At 64.5% G+C, this 16,963-nt stretch carries 16 protein-coding genes; 12 read left to right on the forward strand and 4 right to left on the reverse strand.

Translation table 11 applies throughout. From position 1 onward, the window contains the following. Nucleotides 1–239 precede the first annotated feature (239 nt). The 7 genes from GV035_RS07030 (at nucleotide 240) to GV035_RS07060 (ending at nucleotide 6,500) form a co-directional block, all read left to right on the forward strand. Entirely contained in the window at nucleotides 240–866 is a 627-nt protein-coding gene (locus tag GV035_RS07030; RefSeq protein WP_159834248.1) for a glutathione S-transferase family protein, read from the forward strand. Nucleotides 867–892: 26 nt separating this feature from the next. Then, on the forward strand, nucleotides 893–1,528 hold the full coding sequence (locus tag GV035_RS07035; RefSeq protein WP_159835010.1) for a glutathione S-transferase family protein: 636 nt from the start codon (nucleotides 893–895) through the stop codon (nucleotides 1,526–1,528). A gap of 31 nt (nucleotides 1,529–1,559) precedes the next feature. Then, nucleotides 1,560–3,203, forward strand: a complete 1,644-nt coding sequence (locus GV035_RS07040; protein WP_159834249.1) for an acyl-CoA synthetase — start codon at nucleotides 1,560–1,562, stop codon at nucleotides 3,201–3,203. A 13-nt stretch (nucleotides 3,204–3,216) separates the two neighbouring features. Then, entirely contained in the window at nucleotides 3,217–4,002 is a 786-nt protein-coding gene (locus GV035_RS07045) for an enoyl-CoA hydratase (protein WP_159834250.1), read from the forward strand. A 237-nt stretch (nucleotides 4,003–4,239) separates the two neighbouring features. After that, nucleotides 4,240–5,634, forward strand: a complete 1,395-nt coding sequence (locus GV035_RS07050) for an L-lactate MFS transporter (protein ID WP_159834251.1) — start codon at nucleotides 4,240–4,242, stop codon at nucleotides 5,632–5,634. 39 nt (nucleotides 5,635–5,673) lie between these two features. After that, nucleotides 5,674–5,802 carry an MFS transporter small subunit gene (locus GV035_RS07055; RefSeq protein WP_159834252.1) on the forward strand — a complete coding sequence of 43 codons (129 nt, stop codon included), beginning with the start codon at nucleotides 5,674–5,676 and terminating at the stop codon, nucleotides 5,800–5,802. A 392-nt stretch (nucleotides 5,803–6,194) separates the two neighbouring features. Further along, the gene (locus tag GV035_RS07060) at nucleotides 6,195–6,500 is read left to right on the forward strand and encodes a high-potential iron-sulfur protein (protein ID WP_159834253.1); all 306 of its coding nucleotides are present in this window, start codon (nucleotides 6,195–6,197) and stop codon (nucleotides 6,498–6,500) included. Nucleotides 6,501–6,522: 22 nt separating this feature from the next. Here GV035_RS07060 and GV035_RS07065 read toward each other — a convergent pair whose 3' ends face one another. After that, entirely contained in the window at nucleotides 6,523–6,981 is a 459-nt protein-coding gene (locus GV035_RS07065; protein ID WP_236572470.1) for a DUF4019 domain-containing protein, read from the reverse strand. Nucleotides 6,982–7,141: 160 nt separating this feature from the next. On the opposite strand from GV035_RS07065, the gene GV035_RS07070 reads away from it, so the two are divergent. After that, nucleotides 7,142–8,014, forward strand: a complete 873-nt coding sequence (locus GV035_RS07070) for an endonuclease/exonuclease/phosphatase family protein (RefSeq protein WP_159834255.1) — start codon at nucleotides 7,142–7,144, stop codon at nucleotides 8,012–8,014. 7 nt (nucleotides 8,015–8,021) lie between these two features. Here the strand turns inward: GV035_RS07070 and GV035_RS07075 are convergent, their stop codons facing one another. Next, nucleotides 8,022–9,215 (reverse strand): M20 aminoacylase family protein, encoded by a 1,194-nt coding sequence (locus GV035_RS07075; protein WP_159834256.1) that lies wholly within the window; start codon nucleotides 9,213–9,215, stop codon nucleotides 8,022–8,024. Nucleotides 9,216–9,323: 108 nt separating this feature from the next. Next, the gene (locus GV035_RS07080) at nucleotides 9,324–10,220 is read right to left on the reverse strand and encodes a LysR substrate-binding domain-containing protein (protein WP_159834257.1); all 897 of its coding nucleotides are present in this window, start codon (nucleotides 10,218–10,220) and stop codon (nucleotides 9,324–9,326) included. Nucleotides 10,221–10,454: 234 nt separating this feature from the next. Here GV035_RS07080 and GV035_RS07085 point away from each other — a divergent pair, with 234 nt between their 5' ends. After that, the gene (locus GV035_RS07085; RefSeq protein WP_159834258.1) at nucleotides 10,455–11,771 is read left to right on the forward strand and encodes an MFS transporter; all 1,317 of its coding nucleotides are present in this window, start codon (nucleotides 10,455–10,457) and stop codon (nucleotides 11,769–11,771) included. Nucleotides 11,772–11,988: 217 nt separating this feature from the next. On the opposite strand, the gene GV035_RS07090 is transcribed toward GV035_RS07085, so the two are convergent. Further along, nucleotides 11,989–12,717, reverse strand: coding sequence for a nitroreductase (locus GV035_RS07090; protein WP_236572557.1), 729 nt, complete (start codon nucleotides 12,715–12,717; stop codon nucleotides 11,989–11,991). Between the two features lie 329 nt (nucleotides 12,718–13,046). On the opposite strand from GV035_RS07090, the gene GV035_RS07095 reads away from it, so the two are divergent. From GV035_RS07095 to GV035_RS07105, 3 genes are read left to right on the forward strand one after another with little or no spacing between them, the layout of a single operon-like run. Continuing rightward, the gene (locus GV035_RS07095; protein WP_236572471.1) at nucleotides 13,047–13,652 is read left to right on the forward strand and encodes a (2Fe-2S)-binding protein; all 606 of its coding nucleotides are present in this window, start codon (nucleotides 13,047–13,049) and stop codon (nucleotides 13,650–13,652) included. Between the two features lie 10 nt (nucleotides 13,653–13,662). Further along, entirely contained in the window at nucleotides 13,663–14,667 is a 1,005-nt protein-coding gene (locus GV035_RS07100) for an FAD binding domain-containing protein (RefSeq protein WP_159834260.1), read from the forward strand. A gap of 21 nt (nucleotides 14,668–14,688) precedes the next feature. Continuing rightward, nucleotides 14,689–16,926: a xanthine dehydrogenase family protein molybdopterin-binding subunit gene (locus tag GV035_RS07105; RefSeq protein WP_159834261.1), complete on the forward strand. Its 2,238-nt coding sequence runs from the start codon at nucleotides 14,689–14,691 to the stop codon at nucleotides 16,924–16,926. Nucleotides 16,927–16,963: the final 37 nt, after the last annotated feature.

Here is a 16,963-nt window from a genome sequence, read left to right on the forward strand (position 1 = left end):
TGCGCGCCTCCGGTCCCATGCAGAACTGCGTTTTGATCGATATGGAGCGGCGCCACCCGGATACGTTGCAGCTGTTAAGGATGCGCGCACAACAGTAGCATTCGCTCAGTACGCGCTGAATCAGTACTTACGATAGAAAAGAAAGGGGCACGTCATGCTGCAAAGCCGCAAAGCACAGCGCGCGATCGTTAGAGGCTATCCTTGTCGTTAAGCGAACTACTTCGATGGAGCCAAGTCCGATGCTGACCATTTGGGGCCGAGCCAACTCGGTCAACGTTCAGAAGGTGCTGTGGTGTTGCGACGAGTTGAGCCTCGACTACGAGCGCATCGACGCCGGCATGCAGTTCGGCCGCAATCACGAGCCCGGCTATCTGGCGATGAACCCGACGGGCCGCGTGCCCACGCTGGTCGATGGCGACTTCGTGCTGTGGGAATCGAATTCGATCCTTCGCTATCTGGTCATGCAATATGGCCGCGACGATGCACTGTATCCCGCGAATCCGAAGATTCGTGCGAGCGTGGACCGCTGGCTCGACTGGACGCTGTCCACGCTGCAACCCGCCGAACGTCCCGTTTTCTGGGGCTATATCCGCACGCCGGAGGGCAAGCGCCACGTCAAACAACTCGAAGGCGATGCCATCGAAGTGGAGAAGCTCTGGCGCATGATCGACGCGCATCTCAAGGGCCGCGACTATCTCGAAGGCGCCACGTTCACGCTGGCCGATCTCGTCATCGCTGCATATGCGCGCCGCTGGTACGGCATCGCGGAACTCGTGCGGCCGTCGCTGCCCGAACTGGAACGCTGGTACGCGGCGCAGTCAGCGCGCGCGGGCTTTCAACGCTATGTCGCGCCAGAACTGACGTGACCGCCATCAACCTGAACCGTACCGCCATGACTATCGAACTGCATACATGGAACACGCCGAACGGACGCAAGATCAGCGTCGCGCTCGAGGAAATGCAACTGCCCTACACGGTCCGAACCGTGAACATCACGAAGGGCGAGCAGCATGCGCCGGACTTTCTGCGCATCAGCCCGAACAATCGCATTCCCGCGATCGTCGATCCCGACGGCCCCGACGGACAGCCGATCAGCGTGTTCGAATCCGGCGCGATCCTGCTGTATCTCGGCGAGAAGACCGGCAAGTTCCTGCCCGCGAGTTTGCGTGAGCGCGTGCCCGTGCTCGAATGGCTCATGTGGCAGATGGGCGGCTTCGGCCCGATGCCGGGACAAGTGCACCACTTTCGCATGGTCGAAGCGGAAAGCGACCGGCGTTACGGCCTCAAACGCTACTCCGATGAAACGCGCCGGCTGTACGGCGTGCTCGACAAACGGCTCGGCGAAGTGGAGTTCGTCGCGGGCGCGTTGTCGGTGGCCGACTTCGCGATACTCGGCTGGGCGTGGCGGCATGAGCGCCATCAAGTCTCGCTCGACGATTACCCGAACGTGAAGCGTTGGTACGAAGCCCTGTTCGCGCGCGACGGCGTGCAGCGCGGCTTCGATGCGAAGCTCGACGATCTGACCTGATAACCGCCAGATCCGCCCGAGGAAGACAACCATGACCGCGAACAAGTACGACGAAGGGCTTCCCAAGACCGCCGCCAACTTCGCGGCGCTGACGCCGCTCACGTTCATCGAACGCGCCGCGTCGGTGTATCCGAAGCGCCTCGCGATCGTGCATGGCGACGTGCGACGCACGTGGGCCGAAACCTACGCGCGAACGCGACGCCTTGCATCCGCGTTGGCTTCGCGCGGCATCGGCATCGGCGATACGGTCGCGGCCATGCTGCCGAATACGCCCGAGATGGTCGAAGCGCACTTCGGCGTGCCGATGACGGGCGCCGTGCTCAACACGCTCAACACGCGCCTCGACGCCGCGACGATCGCCTTCATGCTGACGCATGGCGAAGCAAAGGCGGTGCTGGTCGATCGCGAGTTCTCGGCGGCGATGAGAAAGGCGCTCGCGGACGTGCCGCAACCGCTTCTCGTCATCGACATCGACGATCCGCACTACACGGGCGAAGGCGAACGCATCGGTGAAATCGACTATGAGTCGCTGCTCGAAAGTGGCGATCCGGCGTATGAATGGCTGCCGCCATCGGATGAATGGAACGCCATCTGCCTCAACTACACGTCGGGGACAACGGGCAATCCGAAGGGCGTGGTCTATCACCATCGCGGCGCTTATACGAATGCCGTGAGCAACATCCTCGAATGGGATATGCCCAAGCACCCGGTGTATCTCTGGACCTTGCCGATGTTTCATTGCAACGGCTGGTGCTTTCCGTGGACGGTCGCCGCGCGCGCGGGCGTCAACGTGTGTCTGCGCCGAATCGACGCGAAGACCATCTTCGACCTGATCCGCAGCGAGGGCGTCACGCACTATTGCGGCGCGCCGATCGTGCAGAACCTGCTCGTCAACGCCCCGGACGACATCAAGGCCGGCATCACGCAGAAGGTTCACGCGATGGTCGCGGGCGCCGCGCCGCCCGCCACGATGATCGAAGGCATGGAGCGGCTCGGCTTCGAACTGACGCATGTGTATGGCCTCACCGAAGTCTACGGACCCGCGACCGTCTGCGCGCAGCAAGCCGAATGGAGCGCGCTCGATATCGGCGAACGCGCGAAGCTCAATGCGCGTCAAGGCGTGCGTTATCACTTGCAGGATGCAGTCAGCGTGCGCGATCCGCTGACGATGGAGCCGGTCCCCGCTGACGGCGAATGCATCGGCGAGATCATGTTTCGCGGCAACATCACGATGAAGGGCTATCTGAAGAACGCGAGCGCGACGGAAGAAGCGTTTCGCGGCGGCTGGTTTCATACCGGCGATCTGGCTGTCATCTATCCGGACGGTTACGCGCGCATCAAGGATCGCAGCAAGGACATCATCATCTCGGGCGGCGAGAACATATCGAGCATCGAAGTGGAAGACGCGCTGTATCGGCATCCCGCCGTGCTGGCCGTCGCGGTCGTTGCCAAGCCTGACGCGCGCTGGGGCGAGACGCCCTGCGCATTCGTCGAACTGAAGGCGGGCGCGCAGGCGAGCGCCGAAGAGTTGATCGCCCACTGCAAGACGCTGCTCGCGGGATTCAAGGTGCCGCGCGCCATTGCGTTCTGCGAGTTGCCGAAGACATCCACCGGCAAGATCCAGAAGTTCGAACTGCGCAAGCGCGCGGGCGCGGTCACGGCCATCGACGTTTGAAGGAGACCACGCAATGAGCGATACGGAAGCACTCGTCCACGTCGAACCCGACGCATACGGCGTGGAAGGCGCCGTTCTGCTTACGATGAACCGTCCCAATGCGTTCAACGCACTCTCCGAGTCCATGCTGGATGCATTGGCGTCCGAACTAACTCGGATCGCGCGATCGGATGCGCGCGCGGTCGTGCTCGGGGGCGCGGGGCGCGCGTTCTGCGCGGGCCACGATCTGAAGGAAATGCGCGCAACGCCTTCGCTTGCCTACTATCGCGAACTCTTCGCGCGCTGTTCCCGCATGATGATGACGATTGAGCGCATGCCGCAGCCGGTCATCGCGCGGGTGCATGGCATCGCGACGGCGGCCGGCTGTCAGCTCGTTGCGATGTGCGATCTCGCGGTCGCATCGGATGAAGCGCGCTTCGCCGTATCGGGCGTGAATCTCGGTCTCTTCTGCGCGACGCCGAGCGTGCCGCTCTCGCGCAACGTCTCGCGCAAGGCCGCGTTCGAGATGCTCGTCACGGGCGACTTCATCGATGCGCGCACCGCGTGCGAACGCGGCCTCGTGAATCGCGTCGCCACCGGCAACGAACTCGACGACACGGTGCGCGCGCTTGCCGCGAGCATCGCAAAGAAGCCGCGCGAGGCCGTCGCGGCAGGCAAGCGGCTGTTCTACCGGCAGCTCGAAACGGGCATCGAAGACGCGTACGCGCTCGCCGTCGAGGCGATGGCCTGCAACATGATGGAAGCGTCGGCGCTCGAAGGCACGCAGGCGTTCATCGAAAAGCGGCCGCCGCGCTGGTGACAGGCCGCGCGCCGGGTTGGGGCAAACGCTTATGGCGGCCGGGTTCATATTGCAAAGCGCATCGCTCTTGTCTAACGTCATGCGCAGCCGTGACGGAATGTCGCGCCTATATGTCGTTCCATCGCATGTTTGCGGCAGAACGGCTTGCCGCGCGACGCACCCTGCACAGCCCACGACAAAGCAAAGACGAGCGCGCCACGCTTGAAGCATCGCGACGCGCGCGCCACGGAGACCACGATGAACAGCACCATCAAGCAAGGGGCCGCGCATGGCCCACACGGCTTCTTTTCGAAGGAAGCGACCATCGCCCGGCCCGGCTTTTCGCGCTGGATGGTGCCGCCCGCGGCGCTCGCCGTGCATCTGTGCATCGGGCAGGCATACGCGTTCTCCGTCTTCAATGCGCCGTTGACGCGCGTCGTCGGCATCAATCATTCCGCGCCGGATGACTGGTCGCTCACGACGCTCGGCTGGATCTTCTCGCTCGCCATCGTGTTTCTCGGGTTGTCGGCTGCCTTTGCCGGCAAGTGGCTGGAGAAAGTCGGGCCGCGACGCACCATGTTCACCGCGGCCTGCTGCTTCGGCGGCGGCTTTCTCGTGTCGGCGCTCGGCGTGTATCTGCATCAGATCGTGCTGCTCTATCTCGGCTACGGCGTGATCGGCGGCATCGGGCTCGGGCTCGGCTATGTGTCGCCCGTATCGACGCTCATCCGCTGGTTCCCGGACCGGCGCGGCATGGCCACGGGCATGGCGATCATGGGCTTCGGCGGCGGCGCGATGATCGCGGCGCCCGGCTCCGTCGCGCTCATGAACTACTTCAAGAGCGCGACGAGCGTGGGCGTTGCCGAGACCTTCGTGGTGCTGGGCGTCCTGTATTTCATCTCGATGACCATCGGCGCGCTGGCGATCCGCATTCCGCCCGCCGACTGGAAGCCGGCCGGCTGGACGCCGCCCGTCACCGCGAACAAGATGATCACGAAGAACCACGTGCACATCGATCAGGCGCTCAGGACGCCGCAGTTCTATCTGCTGTGGCTCGTCCTCTTTCTGAACGTGACGGCCGGCATCGGCGTGCTCGGCCAGGCGTCCGTGATGATCCAGGAAAGCTTCAAGTCCTCGATCACGGCGGGCGCGGCGGCGGGCTTCGTCGGCCTGCTGTCGCTCTTCAACATGGGCGGACGTTTCGTGTGGGCGTCGGCGTCAGACTGGATCGGCCGCAAGAACACGTACTTCGTGTTCTTCGCGCTCGGCGCGGTGCTCTACTTTCTCGTGCCGCAGTTCGCGAAGGCCGGCAACATCGCGCTCTTCGTGCTCGCGTACGGCGTGATCCTTTCGATGTACGGCGGCGGCTTTTCGACGGTCCCCGCTTACCTCGCCGACATGTTCGGCACGGCGTTCGTCGGCGGCATTCATGGACGGCTCTTGACCGCGTGGGCGGCGGCGGGCATCGCCGGTCCGGTGCTCGTGAATTACATCCGCGCCTACGAAGTGGCGCACGGCGTCGCGAAGTCGGATGCCTACACGATGACGCTGCACATCATGGCGGCGCTGCTCGTGATCGGGTTCGTGTGCAACCTTCTGATCACGCGCGTGCATGAAAAACATCACATGGACACGGCGGCCACGGCCGGCTAAATCAACGAGACCCACAAGGAGACCCACAAGGAGACCCGCATGAACGATCGATACGAAGGCGGCTCGTCGAACAAGGCCCTGTTGCTGCTTTTCTGGCTCTACGTGCTGATTCCGCTCGCGTGGGGCATCACGAACACGCTCGCGCAAGCCGTCAAGCTCTTCAAGTAACCGGCCCGTGCAGCGCGCCGGACACCGCGTTCCGGCGCGCGGCTTCGCGCCCTGCTTCAGCGACCGCGCTGACTTTGCCGGCTAAGGCTGCGTCGCGCGAGCGCGCTCAGAAAGAGCGTGCCGGCCACGAATTCGACCAGATACACGCCTGCCATCATCCAGTCAGCTTCATTCATTGTCGTTCTCCTTCGAAGGGGTGTGCAGCGGGCGCTGCGTAGAGGTTGGATCGTTTGCCGTTCTGGCAGGAATAACGGCAGGCGCGCGCCAGGGTTGAGCGGGTTTTCGCCACTGACGAGAAAACGACCGCCCGTTCGCGAGGCCGCGCGTGCGGCGAGGCGCGACTCGGCGTATCGTTCGGATAGCCCGGCCGCCCTTCATCACCTTTCTTCGACATGAACACGTCCCGCCGCACTTTCCTGATTTTGACGACGGGCGCGAGCGCGTCGCTCTGGCTCACGCGAGCGAGCGCCGACGCCGCGCATCTGAGCGAAACCGATCCTGCGGCGATTGCCGTCGGTTATAAAGAAGACGCCGCGAAAGTCGACAAGGCGAAGTACCCGAACTACGCGGCGGATCAGACCTGCGCGAACTGCTCGCTGTTCCAGGGCAAGTCCACCGATGCCTGGGGCGGATGCACGCTGTTCGGCGCGAAGCAGGTGGCGGGGCGCGGGTGGTGTGCGTCTTATACGAATATGTGAGACGTCAGCGACCCGCGACCCGTCACCGCACCGAATACCCCGCGAACCGCCACACCCTGTCCGGATCGAGCACGAACGTCACCACTTCCCGCGCCGACTGTCGCGCCTGGCTGAACTGCGTATCGAACGAAACGCTCATGAACCAGCCCGCTGGCATGTTTCCGGTGCCGTCGAAGTGCAGATGCTTCACGCCCATCGGCATCCGCATGGCCGCCGTGCCGAGCGCGGCGCGGTCGTGCGTGACCTTGTTCACAAAGTCCTCTCGCGTGATGACCTTCTTCGCGACGGCAGAGCCCGCATCCCACACCTCGCCCGTCTTGTTCTGATCGATCATCTTCACGATCACATCCGCCATCTGCGCGATGTCATGATCCTGCTTGTCGAGGCCCGCCTGCTGCTCGCGCGTGAGCGACGGCGCCGGCTGCGCGTACGAAACGACCGCGATAGACATCAGCGCGAATGCGCCCCACCGCTTCTTCATGCGTGTATTCATGGTGTTTGAGGACTACGTAATGGAGTGCACGAATTGTAGGACGCGCTTTTATGAGACAGTCTGAGATTCAGCGTTTCATCAGGCGTGCTGCATGTGCGCGCGCACGCGCGTGCGACGCGATAGAGAGATCGTTCGAAGGAGAAGCGACATGCGACTGGTCGACTGGAACATGCAATGGGGACGCGGCGTGGACGGCCGCGTCGATGTGGCGCGCATCGTCACCGAAGCGAAGGCGCTATGCGATTTCGACGTGCTGTGCCTGCAGGAAGTCACGCGCGGCTTTCACGAGGGCGAGCAGGCCGGCGGTCTCGCAGGGGGCCCGAGCGCGGATCAGTTCGCGGAACTGGCGAGCCTGATGCCGGGCGCGACCGTCATCGAAGGAATCGGCTCGGATTTGCCGCCCGCGGGCTCGGGCATCGCGCGCAGGCAGTTCGGCAACGCCATCGTCAGCCGCTTGCCGGTGCGCCAGGTGCTGCGCCATTCGCTGCCGTGGCCCGCCGATCCCGCGAAGCCGTCTATGCTGCGCATCGCGCTCGAAGCGGTCATCGAAACGGATGTCGGGGCGCTGCGCGTCATCAGCACGCATCTGGAGTTCTATTCTGAAACGCAGCGTCTCGCGCAGGTTGCGCGGCTGCGAGAACTGCATCGCGAGGCGTGCGAGCATGCGCGCCGCCCCGCGAAGGCCGAGACGCTCGCGAGCCCGTTCGCCGATACCGCTCGGCCCATGTCGGCGATCGTCTGCGGCGACTTCAACAGCGCGTTCGAAGGTTCGGCGTATCGCGCGATGCTGGAGCCGATGACGGACGCGCCCAGCTTCGTCGATGCCTGGCCGTGCGCGCATACGAACGCGCCGCGCGCCGCGACCGTCGGCCTCTACGATCACGAACAATGGGCGGACGGGCCGTTCGCGTGCGACTTCGTCTTCGTGACCGACGACCTCGCGCCGCGTATCGTCGGCTGCGAGGTAGATCAGCAAAGCCGCTCGTCGGACCATCAGCCCATGTGGCTCGAACTGCGTTAGTGCGCGGTCAGGCTGGCGCGAGGAACTTTTGGACGAGCCTGACCCAGTACGTCGATCCGAGCGGCAGGACTTCGTCGTTGAAGTCGTAGCTGCTGTTGTGCAGCATGCACGGACCGATGCCGTGCCCGTGCTCGCGATGCGCGCCCTGTCCGTTGCCGATGTAGCCATAGCAGCCCGGACGTTCCAGCAGCATGTACGAGAAGTCTTCCGCGCCCATCGTCGGATCGATGTTCGTATTCACGTGATCGACGCCCGCGACGTCCTGCATCACGCCGAGCGCGAACTGCGTTTCCGCTTCCGTGTTCACGGTCGGCGGGTAGTTGCGCACGAAGTTCACGTCGGCCTTGCATCGATAGGCCGCCGCCGTCGCCGTGACGATCTCCTTCATGCGCGTCTCGATCAAATCGAGCACTTCGACGGAGAACGTGCGGACGGTGCCCGCGAGCGTCGCGGTCGTCGGAATGGCGTTCACCGCGTGGCCCGCTTCCATCTTCGTGATAGAGAGCACGGCGGCGTCGATGGGCCGCTTGTTGCGCGTGACGATGCTCTGCAAGCCCGTGCCGATCTGCAATGCAGTGAAAACGGGATCGACGCCGTCGTGCGGAATCGCGGCATGCGCGCCCACGCCTTCGATGCGAATCTCGAACTCGTTGCTCGACGCCTGCGTCGCGCCCACGCGCGCGCCGAAGCTGCCCGCCGCCATGCCCGGCCAGTTGTGCAGCGCGAAGACGGCATCGACCGGGAACTGCTGAAAGAGGCCATCGTCGATCATCGCTTTCGCGCCGCCGCCGCCCTCTTCCGCCGGCTGGAAGATGAAGACCACGGTGCCGTCGAAATCGCGATGCGTGGCGAGATATCGCGCGGCGCCGAGCAGCATCGCGGTGTGGCCGTCGTGGCCGCAGGCGTGCATCTTATTCGCGTGCTTCGACGCATGCGCGAACGTGTTCAACTCGGGAATCGGCAGGGCGTCCATGTCCGCGCGCAAGCCGACCGCACGCTTGCTCGTGCCTTTTCTCAACACGCCGACCACGCCGGTCTTGCCGAGTCCGCGCGTCACCTCGATATCCCAGCTTTCGAGCTTGCTCGCGACGAGCTCGGCGGTGCGCGCCTCTTCGTAGCAAAGCTCCGGATGCGCGTGAATGTCGCGCCGGATGGCCTTGAGTTCGTCCTGTGCTTCTGCGATCTCGGAAATGATCGGCATGCTGTCCTCGTGCGTCGAATGGATGAATGGATGCAGCGATTCATCCATTGTCGACGGCCGTAATTCACAGGGAAAGCTGATATTTCTTGTCCGTGACTTAAGCAAATGTCATCGATTGCGCGCGGTGTCGGCGGCTTGAGAACGCGCGCGAATGCTGTCCTGCACCACGCGCATGACCGCGTGCCGGTCGTGAATCTTGCGCTCCAGCATCCCAACGACGCGGCGCGGCGTGTTCTTCGCGAGCGGCAGCACGGTGAGCGCCGGATCGCTCGCCCACGACCCGTATTCGAGCAGCGGCACCACGGCAACCCCCGCGCCCTGCCGCACGAGTTCGACGATCACTTCCAGCGAATTCAGTTCGAGGAACTCGTTGACGGCGAGCCGGTTGTGCCGCAACGCGCGGTCGATCAGCGCGCCGGTGCGCTGCGCGCGGTCGAAGCGCAGGAACGGCGCGCTCGCGAGCAGTTCGGCGGCGTTCGTACGCCCGCTCGCCGACGAGCCGATCGCGACGAGCGGCTCCGAATAAAGCGGCGTCCAGTTGAGGCTCGCGGGCGTCTTGCCCGCCATTTCGACGATCACCGCCGCGTCGATTTCGCCCGCTTCCACTTGCGGCGCGAGCGCGAGCGCCTTGCCGGTGAAAAGCCGCACGTCGAGCCGCGGATACTGCCCCTTCAGCTCTGTGACGACGGACGCGAGCGCGCCCATCGCCGAATCGACCGCGCCGATGGACACCGAACCCGCGATTTCATCGTCGAGACCCGTGAGACGCATGCTGTCGTATAGCGCGACGATCCGCTCCGCCTGCGGCAACACCTGCTTGCCGATGCTCGTCAGCCGGTTCGTGCGCCCGACGCGGTCGAACAAGGGGCGCTTCAGGTCGTCTTCGAGCGACTGCATCTGCATGCTGACCGCGGCCTGCGTCAGCGCGACTTTCTCGGCGGCGGCGGCGAAGGAGCCATACCGCGCGACGGCGATAAACGTGCGCAGAAAGCGGATGTTGCTCATGGCGGTTCCACGGCGGTATTAGGGAAGCACCTGACGTGCAATCAGGTTTCCTTGAGTGTCAGTTCAGAAATTCTATATTTTCTTATTTCAGCAAGGCGTAGTCTTTTGGAAGTCTCTGTTTAGTGGCGCTTGCAGGGACATTGAGCAGGTTGAAGCGGATGTCGTCGCACGAAGCCGGGAACCACCGCGCTTTCACCCACACACTTTCGACCCCAAGCCCACGGAGTCCATTCGATGAGCACCGTACTACCTGCATCGCGCGCAGCCGGCGAGAACGCCGCGCTCAATCTTTCCGGGCGACGAGCCATCGTCGTGTCGACCATCGGCAATGCGCTCGAATGGTTCGACTTCATGGTGTACGGCTTCTTCGCGGTCATCATCTCGAAGCTGTATTTCCCCGCGACGAGCCCGACCATCTCGCTGCTCGCCACCTGGGCGACCTTCGGCGTGGGCTTTCTCACGCGGCCGCTCGGCGGCATCGTGCTCGGCGCGGTGGCGGATCGCGTCGGGCGCAAGTCGGCGCTCACGCTCACCATCTCGCTGATGGCCGTGGGCATCGCGATCATCGCGTTTGCGCCGACGTATGCGGCCATCGGCATCGCCGCGCCGTTGCTGATGCTGCTCGGCCGCCTGATTCAAGGCTTCTCGGCGGGCGGCGAAGTCGGCTGCGCCACGGCGTTTCTCGTCGAGTATGCGCCCGGCAGCAAGCGCGGCTACTTCGGCAGCTTTCAGATGGTCGCGCAGGCCGCCGCGAGCCTCGCGGGTTCGTTCTTCGGCGCGGTGCTCACGCGCACGCTGAGTCCCGAGCATCTGAATAGCTGGGGCTGGCGCGTGCCGTTCGTGATCGGCCTCATGATCGTGCCGGTCGGTCTCTATTTGCGCTCGAAGCTCGACGAATCGCCGGTTTTCGTCGAGAAGGCGCAGAAGAATGAACTGACCGCGAGCCCCATTCGCGATACCGCAACGAAGCACTGGCTGCCCGTGCTCGCCGGTTTCGGGCTGACGGTGTTTGGCACCATCGGCACGTATATCTTTTTGTTATACCTGCCGACGCACGCCACGCGCGTGCTGCACATGGCGCTAACCGACGGCCTCATCAGCTCGACGATCGGCGCGCTCGTCTATCTCGTCTGCTGCCCGTTCTTCGGCAGATTGTCGGACCGCATCGGCCGCAAGAAGGTGATGGCGAGTGCGCTCGCGCTGTCGCTCGTGAGCGCGTATCCGGTCTTCTCGTTCCTGACCGCGCATCCGAGCCTGCCGACGCTCCTTGTATGTCAGGGACTGCTCATGCTGTATCTCAGCGCGTATCAGGGCTGCTACCCCGCGTTCATCTCGGAACTGCTGCCGTCCAGCGTGCGCTCGACGGGCATCTCCGTGAGCTACAACGTCGCGGTGATGATCTTCGGCGGCTTCGCGCCTGCCATCGTTCAATGGCTCACGATGACGACGGGCGACCCGCTCTCGATCTGCTATTACGTGATGTTCGGCAGCGCGGTTGCGCTCGCGACGATTCTTCCGTTGCGCGACCGCTATAGCGACGCGCTGCGCTAACGCGTTGCATTGCTTAAGCCTGGATTAAGAAACGGGCCGTAGTCTCGATTTTGACCGACCCACCCCTCCTTCCGGCCGCGCAAGCGGCCCTTTTTTTTAGGCCGATGCAATGCAATCGATCGTGCGCCTTCTCATGGTGATCGTCGTACTGGTCGTGTTCGTCACGCTAGGCGAATTACTGCTTTCGCTCGTGGCTGGCGGCTTCATGCCTCACTGACTAGCCGAGAAATCGCAGCACGTTGGTCAGCGGCTCGCGTTCGCTCTTTAGCTGATTCTCCGGCTGCGACCAGTCCGCATAACCCATGCTCATGCCGCAGACCACGGTCTCGTTTTCCGGCAGCTTCAACTGCGCCGCGATGATGCGGTGATACCGGTTGAACGCCGCCTGCGGACACGTATCGAGCCCGAATGCGCGCGCCATCAACATCACGTTTTGCAGGAACATGCCGTAATCGAGCCACGAACCGCGCTCCATCGTGCGGTCGGTGGTGAAGATGATGCCCACGGGCGCGCCGAAGAACGCGAAATTGCGCGCCATCTGCGCGTGCATGCCTTGCTTGTCGTCGCGCGTCAGGCCGAGCAGCGTATAGAGACCGATGCCGAGCGCGCGCCGGCGTTCGATGTAAGGCGATGACCACATGCGCGGGTAATACGGAAATTCTTCTTCGTGCTCGCGATCGGCATCCGGATCATTGAACACGTCGAGGATCGCTTTCGATAGCGCCGCCTTCACGTCGCCTGTCAGCACGTAGACCTTCCACGGCTGAATATTGCTGCCCGACGGCGCGCGGCAGGCATGCCCGAAGATCGCTTCCAGTGTCGGGCGATCGACAGGATCGGGCAAGAACGCGCGGATCGAGCGGCGCGTGGCGATGGCGTCGGTAATGGAAAGGCTTTCGTTCATCGGATGGACAGGGCTTCGGAGCGACATCGCGAACGCTACCATCTCCATGCGCAGGCATGGTTCCTGCAAACTGCCCCACGCGGCAGCCCGTTCCAGAAAGATCGGCGGCGTCTGCCTATACTGGCTAGTGTCATTTCGTATCGCACTGAAAACGCGAGAACGGTCCTGACGCCTTCAGGCGCAAACCCGCTCGCGCGCCGCATCCTCGTCTTTGGGGTCGCCTTCCGACGCCCCGCACGGCTTTACCGCATCTTCGTCTCTCAAGCCCGGACGCTTCCTGCCGCCTGTCGCGCTGCAAGTTGCGCCATTCCCCGCAATGGTTCGCATGGGACCGGACGCGCCGCCGCGCCGGTCGACAAGGAGAATGCTCGATGCAACACCCCGTCCCCCAATCGAACGGCACACGCAGCGCGGATTCGCGCCTGATCCCGCCCGCACCCACTCGCGCTCATGAAACGCAGACCGCGCCAGCCGACGTGCTCACGCCGCCATCGTCCAAGACGAGCGACGCCAAGGCCAACGTCACGCTGACGGTGAACGGCCGCAGCGTGACGCTATCGCTCGATCCGCGCACGACGCTGCTCGACGCGCTGCGCGAGCATCTGCATCTCACCGGCACGAAAAAGGGCTGCGATCACGGGCAATGCGGCGCATGCACGGTGCATGTGAACGGTCGCCGCGTGAACGCGTGCCTGTGTCTTGCCGCCGCGCACGACGGCGATGCCATCACTACCATCGAAGGCATCGGCGAAGTGGAAGCCCTGCATCCGTTGCAGGCGGCTTTTGTCGAATGCGACGGCTACCAGTGCGGCTACTGCACGGCCGGGCAGTTGATGTCGGCGCTCGCGCTGCTCGACGAACCCATCGGCCCGAACGACGACGATGTGCGCGAGGCGATGAGCGGCAATCTGTGCCGCTGCGGCGCGTATCAAAACATCGTCGCGGCGATTCAGTCCGTGCGCGGCAGCAAGGGCTGAGGAGCGCGACATGGAACTGTTCCAGCTATCCCGCGCGCGCGACCTGCCCGACGCGATCCACGCGGGCGCATCCGCCCATACCGCGCAGCAAGGCGCGGAAGTGCGCTTCCTCGCGGGCGGCACCACGCTCATCGACCTGATGAAGCTCAACGTCGAACAGCCCGCGCGCATTGTCGATATCAGCCGCCTGCCGCTCGACAAGATCGAGGCGACGGATGACGGCGGCGTGCGCATCGGCGCGACCTCGCGCAATTCGGACCTCGCGCATCATCCGCTGATACGCGAGCGTTACGCCGTGCTGTCGCAGGCGCTGCTGTCGGGCGCGTCCGCGCAGTTGCGCAACATGGCGACGACCGGCGGCAATCTCTTGCAGCGCACGCGCTGCGTCTATTTCCGCGATACCGCGTCGCCGTGCAACAAGCGGGAGCCGGGCACGGGCTGCTCCGCGATAGGCGGCTTCAACCGCACGCAGGCGATTCTCGGCACGAGCGAAGCGTGCATCGCGAGCAATCCGTCGGACATGAACGTGGCGCTCGCCGCGCTTGAAGCGACGGTCCACGTCGAAGGCGCGCGAGGCAAGCGGGCGATCGCGTTCGACGACTTCCATCTGCTGCCCGGCTCCACGCCCGAGCGCGAGACCGTGCTCGAAGCCGGCGATCTCATCACGCATGTGACGCTGCCGCCGCCGGTCGAAGGCACGCGTTCGCTGTATCTCAAGCTGCGCGACCGCGCTTCGTATGAATTCGCGCTGGCATCGGCGGCCATCGTGATCGGCGTGAACGATGGCCGCATCACGCACGTTCGCGTAGGTTTAGGCGGCGTCGCCACGAAGCCCTGGCGCGCGCGCGAAGCCGAACAGGCGTTGCTGAACGCCACGCCCGACGAAGCGGCTTTTAGGCGTGCCGCCGGCGCCGCGCTCGCCGGCGCGAAGCCGCAAAGCGGCAACGCCTTCAAGGTGGAACTCGCCCGGCGCTGTATCGTTCATGCGCTGAAGCTCGCCACGCAAGCGTCCTGAAACCGACTGAGGAACCGACACATGTCCACTGCGCCAGACATCCAGCCGTCCGCCAACGGCGTCATCGGACGGCCGCAGTCGCGCATCGACGGACCGCTCAAGGTCTGCGGCCGCGCGACTTACACATCCGACGTCGATCTGCCCGGCATGCTGTACGCCGTGCCGGTCTGCAGCACCGTCGCGAGCGGCAGGATAACGTCGCTCGAATTCGCCGCAGCCGAGGCGCTGCCCGGCGTCAAGCTCGTTCTGCATCGCGGGAACATCGGGCGTCTGTATCGCATACCCGGCAATTCGTTCGAGAGCGGTTATGTCGATGAACAGCGCCCGCCGTTCGAAGACGACGTCATCCGATATTACGGCCAGTACGTCGCGTGCGTGATCGCGGTCACGTTCGAAGCGGCGAGCGCGGCGGCGGCTGCTATCAAGGTCGGCTACGAGGTCGCGCCGCACGATGTCAGCACGACGCTCGCACCCGACGAACCGCCCGAAGTCGCAAGCGAGCGCGGCGACCCGGACGGCGCTTTCGCAAGCGCGCCCGTGAAGATCGACGAGACGTATGTCACGCCCGTCGAGACGCACAATCCGATCGAGTTGCACTCGACCGTCGCGCAATGGGACGGCGAGCACTACACGTTCTACGAGACGAGTCAGGCGGTGTCGAATCATCGCGGCACGCTCGTGCAGATGCTCGGCGTGCCGAAAGAAAACGTGCGCGTGATCTCGCGCTATCTCGGCTCGGGCTTTGGCGGCAAGCTGTGGATGTGGCCGCATTCGCTGCTCGCCGCCGCCGCGACGCGGCTGACGGGCCGGCCGGTCAAGCTAGTCCTGAGCCGCAGGATGATGTTCCAGAACGTCGGACATCGTCCGGTGACACAGCAGCGCATGAGGCTCGCGGCGGCGCAGGACGGCAAGCTGCTTTCGCTGCAGCACGACTTCCTGAATCACGCCGCGCTCGCCGACGACTACACCGAAGACTGCGGCGAAGCCACGCCGCAGATGTACAGCACGGCCAATCTGCGCGTGACCGGCGGCACGGCGAAGCGCCACGTCGGCTCGCCGACTTCGATGCGCGGCCCCGGCGCCGTGCCCGGCCTCTACGCGGTGGAATCCGCGATGGACGAGCTCGCCATCGCATTGAAGATGGACCCGGTCGAATTGCGGCTGCGCAACGAGCCTTCCGTCGATGAAAGCAGCGGCTTGCCGTTCTCGTCGCGGCATCTCGTCGAATGCCTGAAGACGGGCGCGGAACGCTTCGGCTGGTCGCAGCGCACGCCGGAAGTCGGCTCGATGAAGCGCGACCGGCTCACGCTCGGCTGGGGCGTTGCCGCGTGCAGCTGGCCGGGAATGCGCTTTTCGGCGGAAGCGAGCGTCGATCTGCGCGCGGACGGCACCGCGCGCGTCGTGTGCGGCACGCAGGACATCGGCACCGGAACGTACACGATTCTCGCGCAGCTCGTCGCCGAGCAAACGGGCATTGCGCTCGACAAGATCGAAGTCCGCCTCGGCGATACGGCGTTGCCGCTCGGCCCGATTTCCGGCGGATCGGCGGCGACCGCATCGGTGATTCCGGCTGTGATGGACGCGACGCGCGCCGCCATCAAGATGGTCTTGTCGCGGGCGGCTGCGGCGGAGGGCTCGCCGTTCGCGGGCGCCAAGCCGGAGGAACTGGCGTTTTCCGGCGCGCGGGTGCATCGCAAGGACGAAGCATCGGAGAGCGGCGTGCCGTTCGCGCGCATTCTGGAGGCGGCGCGCATGCACGCGGCGTCGGGCAGCGCGAGTGCAGACGCCAGCGCCGACGAATCGCTGAAGAAAAAGTGGTCCATCCACTCGTACGGCGCGCACTTCGCCGAAGTGACGTGGGAACCGCAAACAGCGCGACTGCGCGTGAGCCGTGTCGTCACCGTGATCGACGGCGGCAAGATTCTGAATCCGCGGGCCGCGCGCAATCAGGTGGAAGGCGCGGTGGTGATGGGCGTCGGCATGGCGCTTTTCGAGCACACCGTCTACGACGCCCGCAGCGGCGCGCCGGTCAACAACAATCTGGCCGATTACGTCGTCGCGACCCATGCGGACACGCCCAAGCTCGACGTGTCCTTCCTCGACCATCCCGATACGGTGTTCAACGAACTCGGCGCGCGGGGCATCGCGGAGATCGGGCTCGCGGGCATCGCGGCGGCCATTACCGGAGCGGTGTATCACGCAACGGGCGTGAGAGTCAGGAAGCTGCCCGTGATGATCGAGGATCTGCTCGGCGCGTAGGTGCGATCCGGCCCTGCCGTGCATCGCGCATGGCGGG

The organism is Burkholderia sp. 8Y (assembly GCF_902506145.1).
Taxonomy (GTDB): Bacteria; Pseudomonadota; Gammaproteobacteria; order Burkholderiales; family Burkholderiaceae; genus Caballeronia.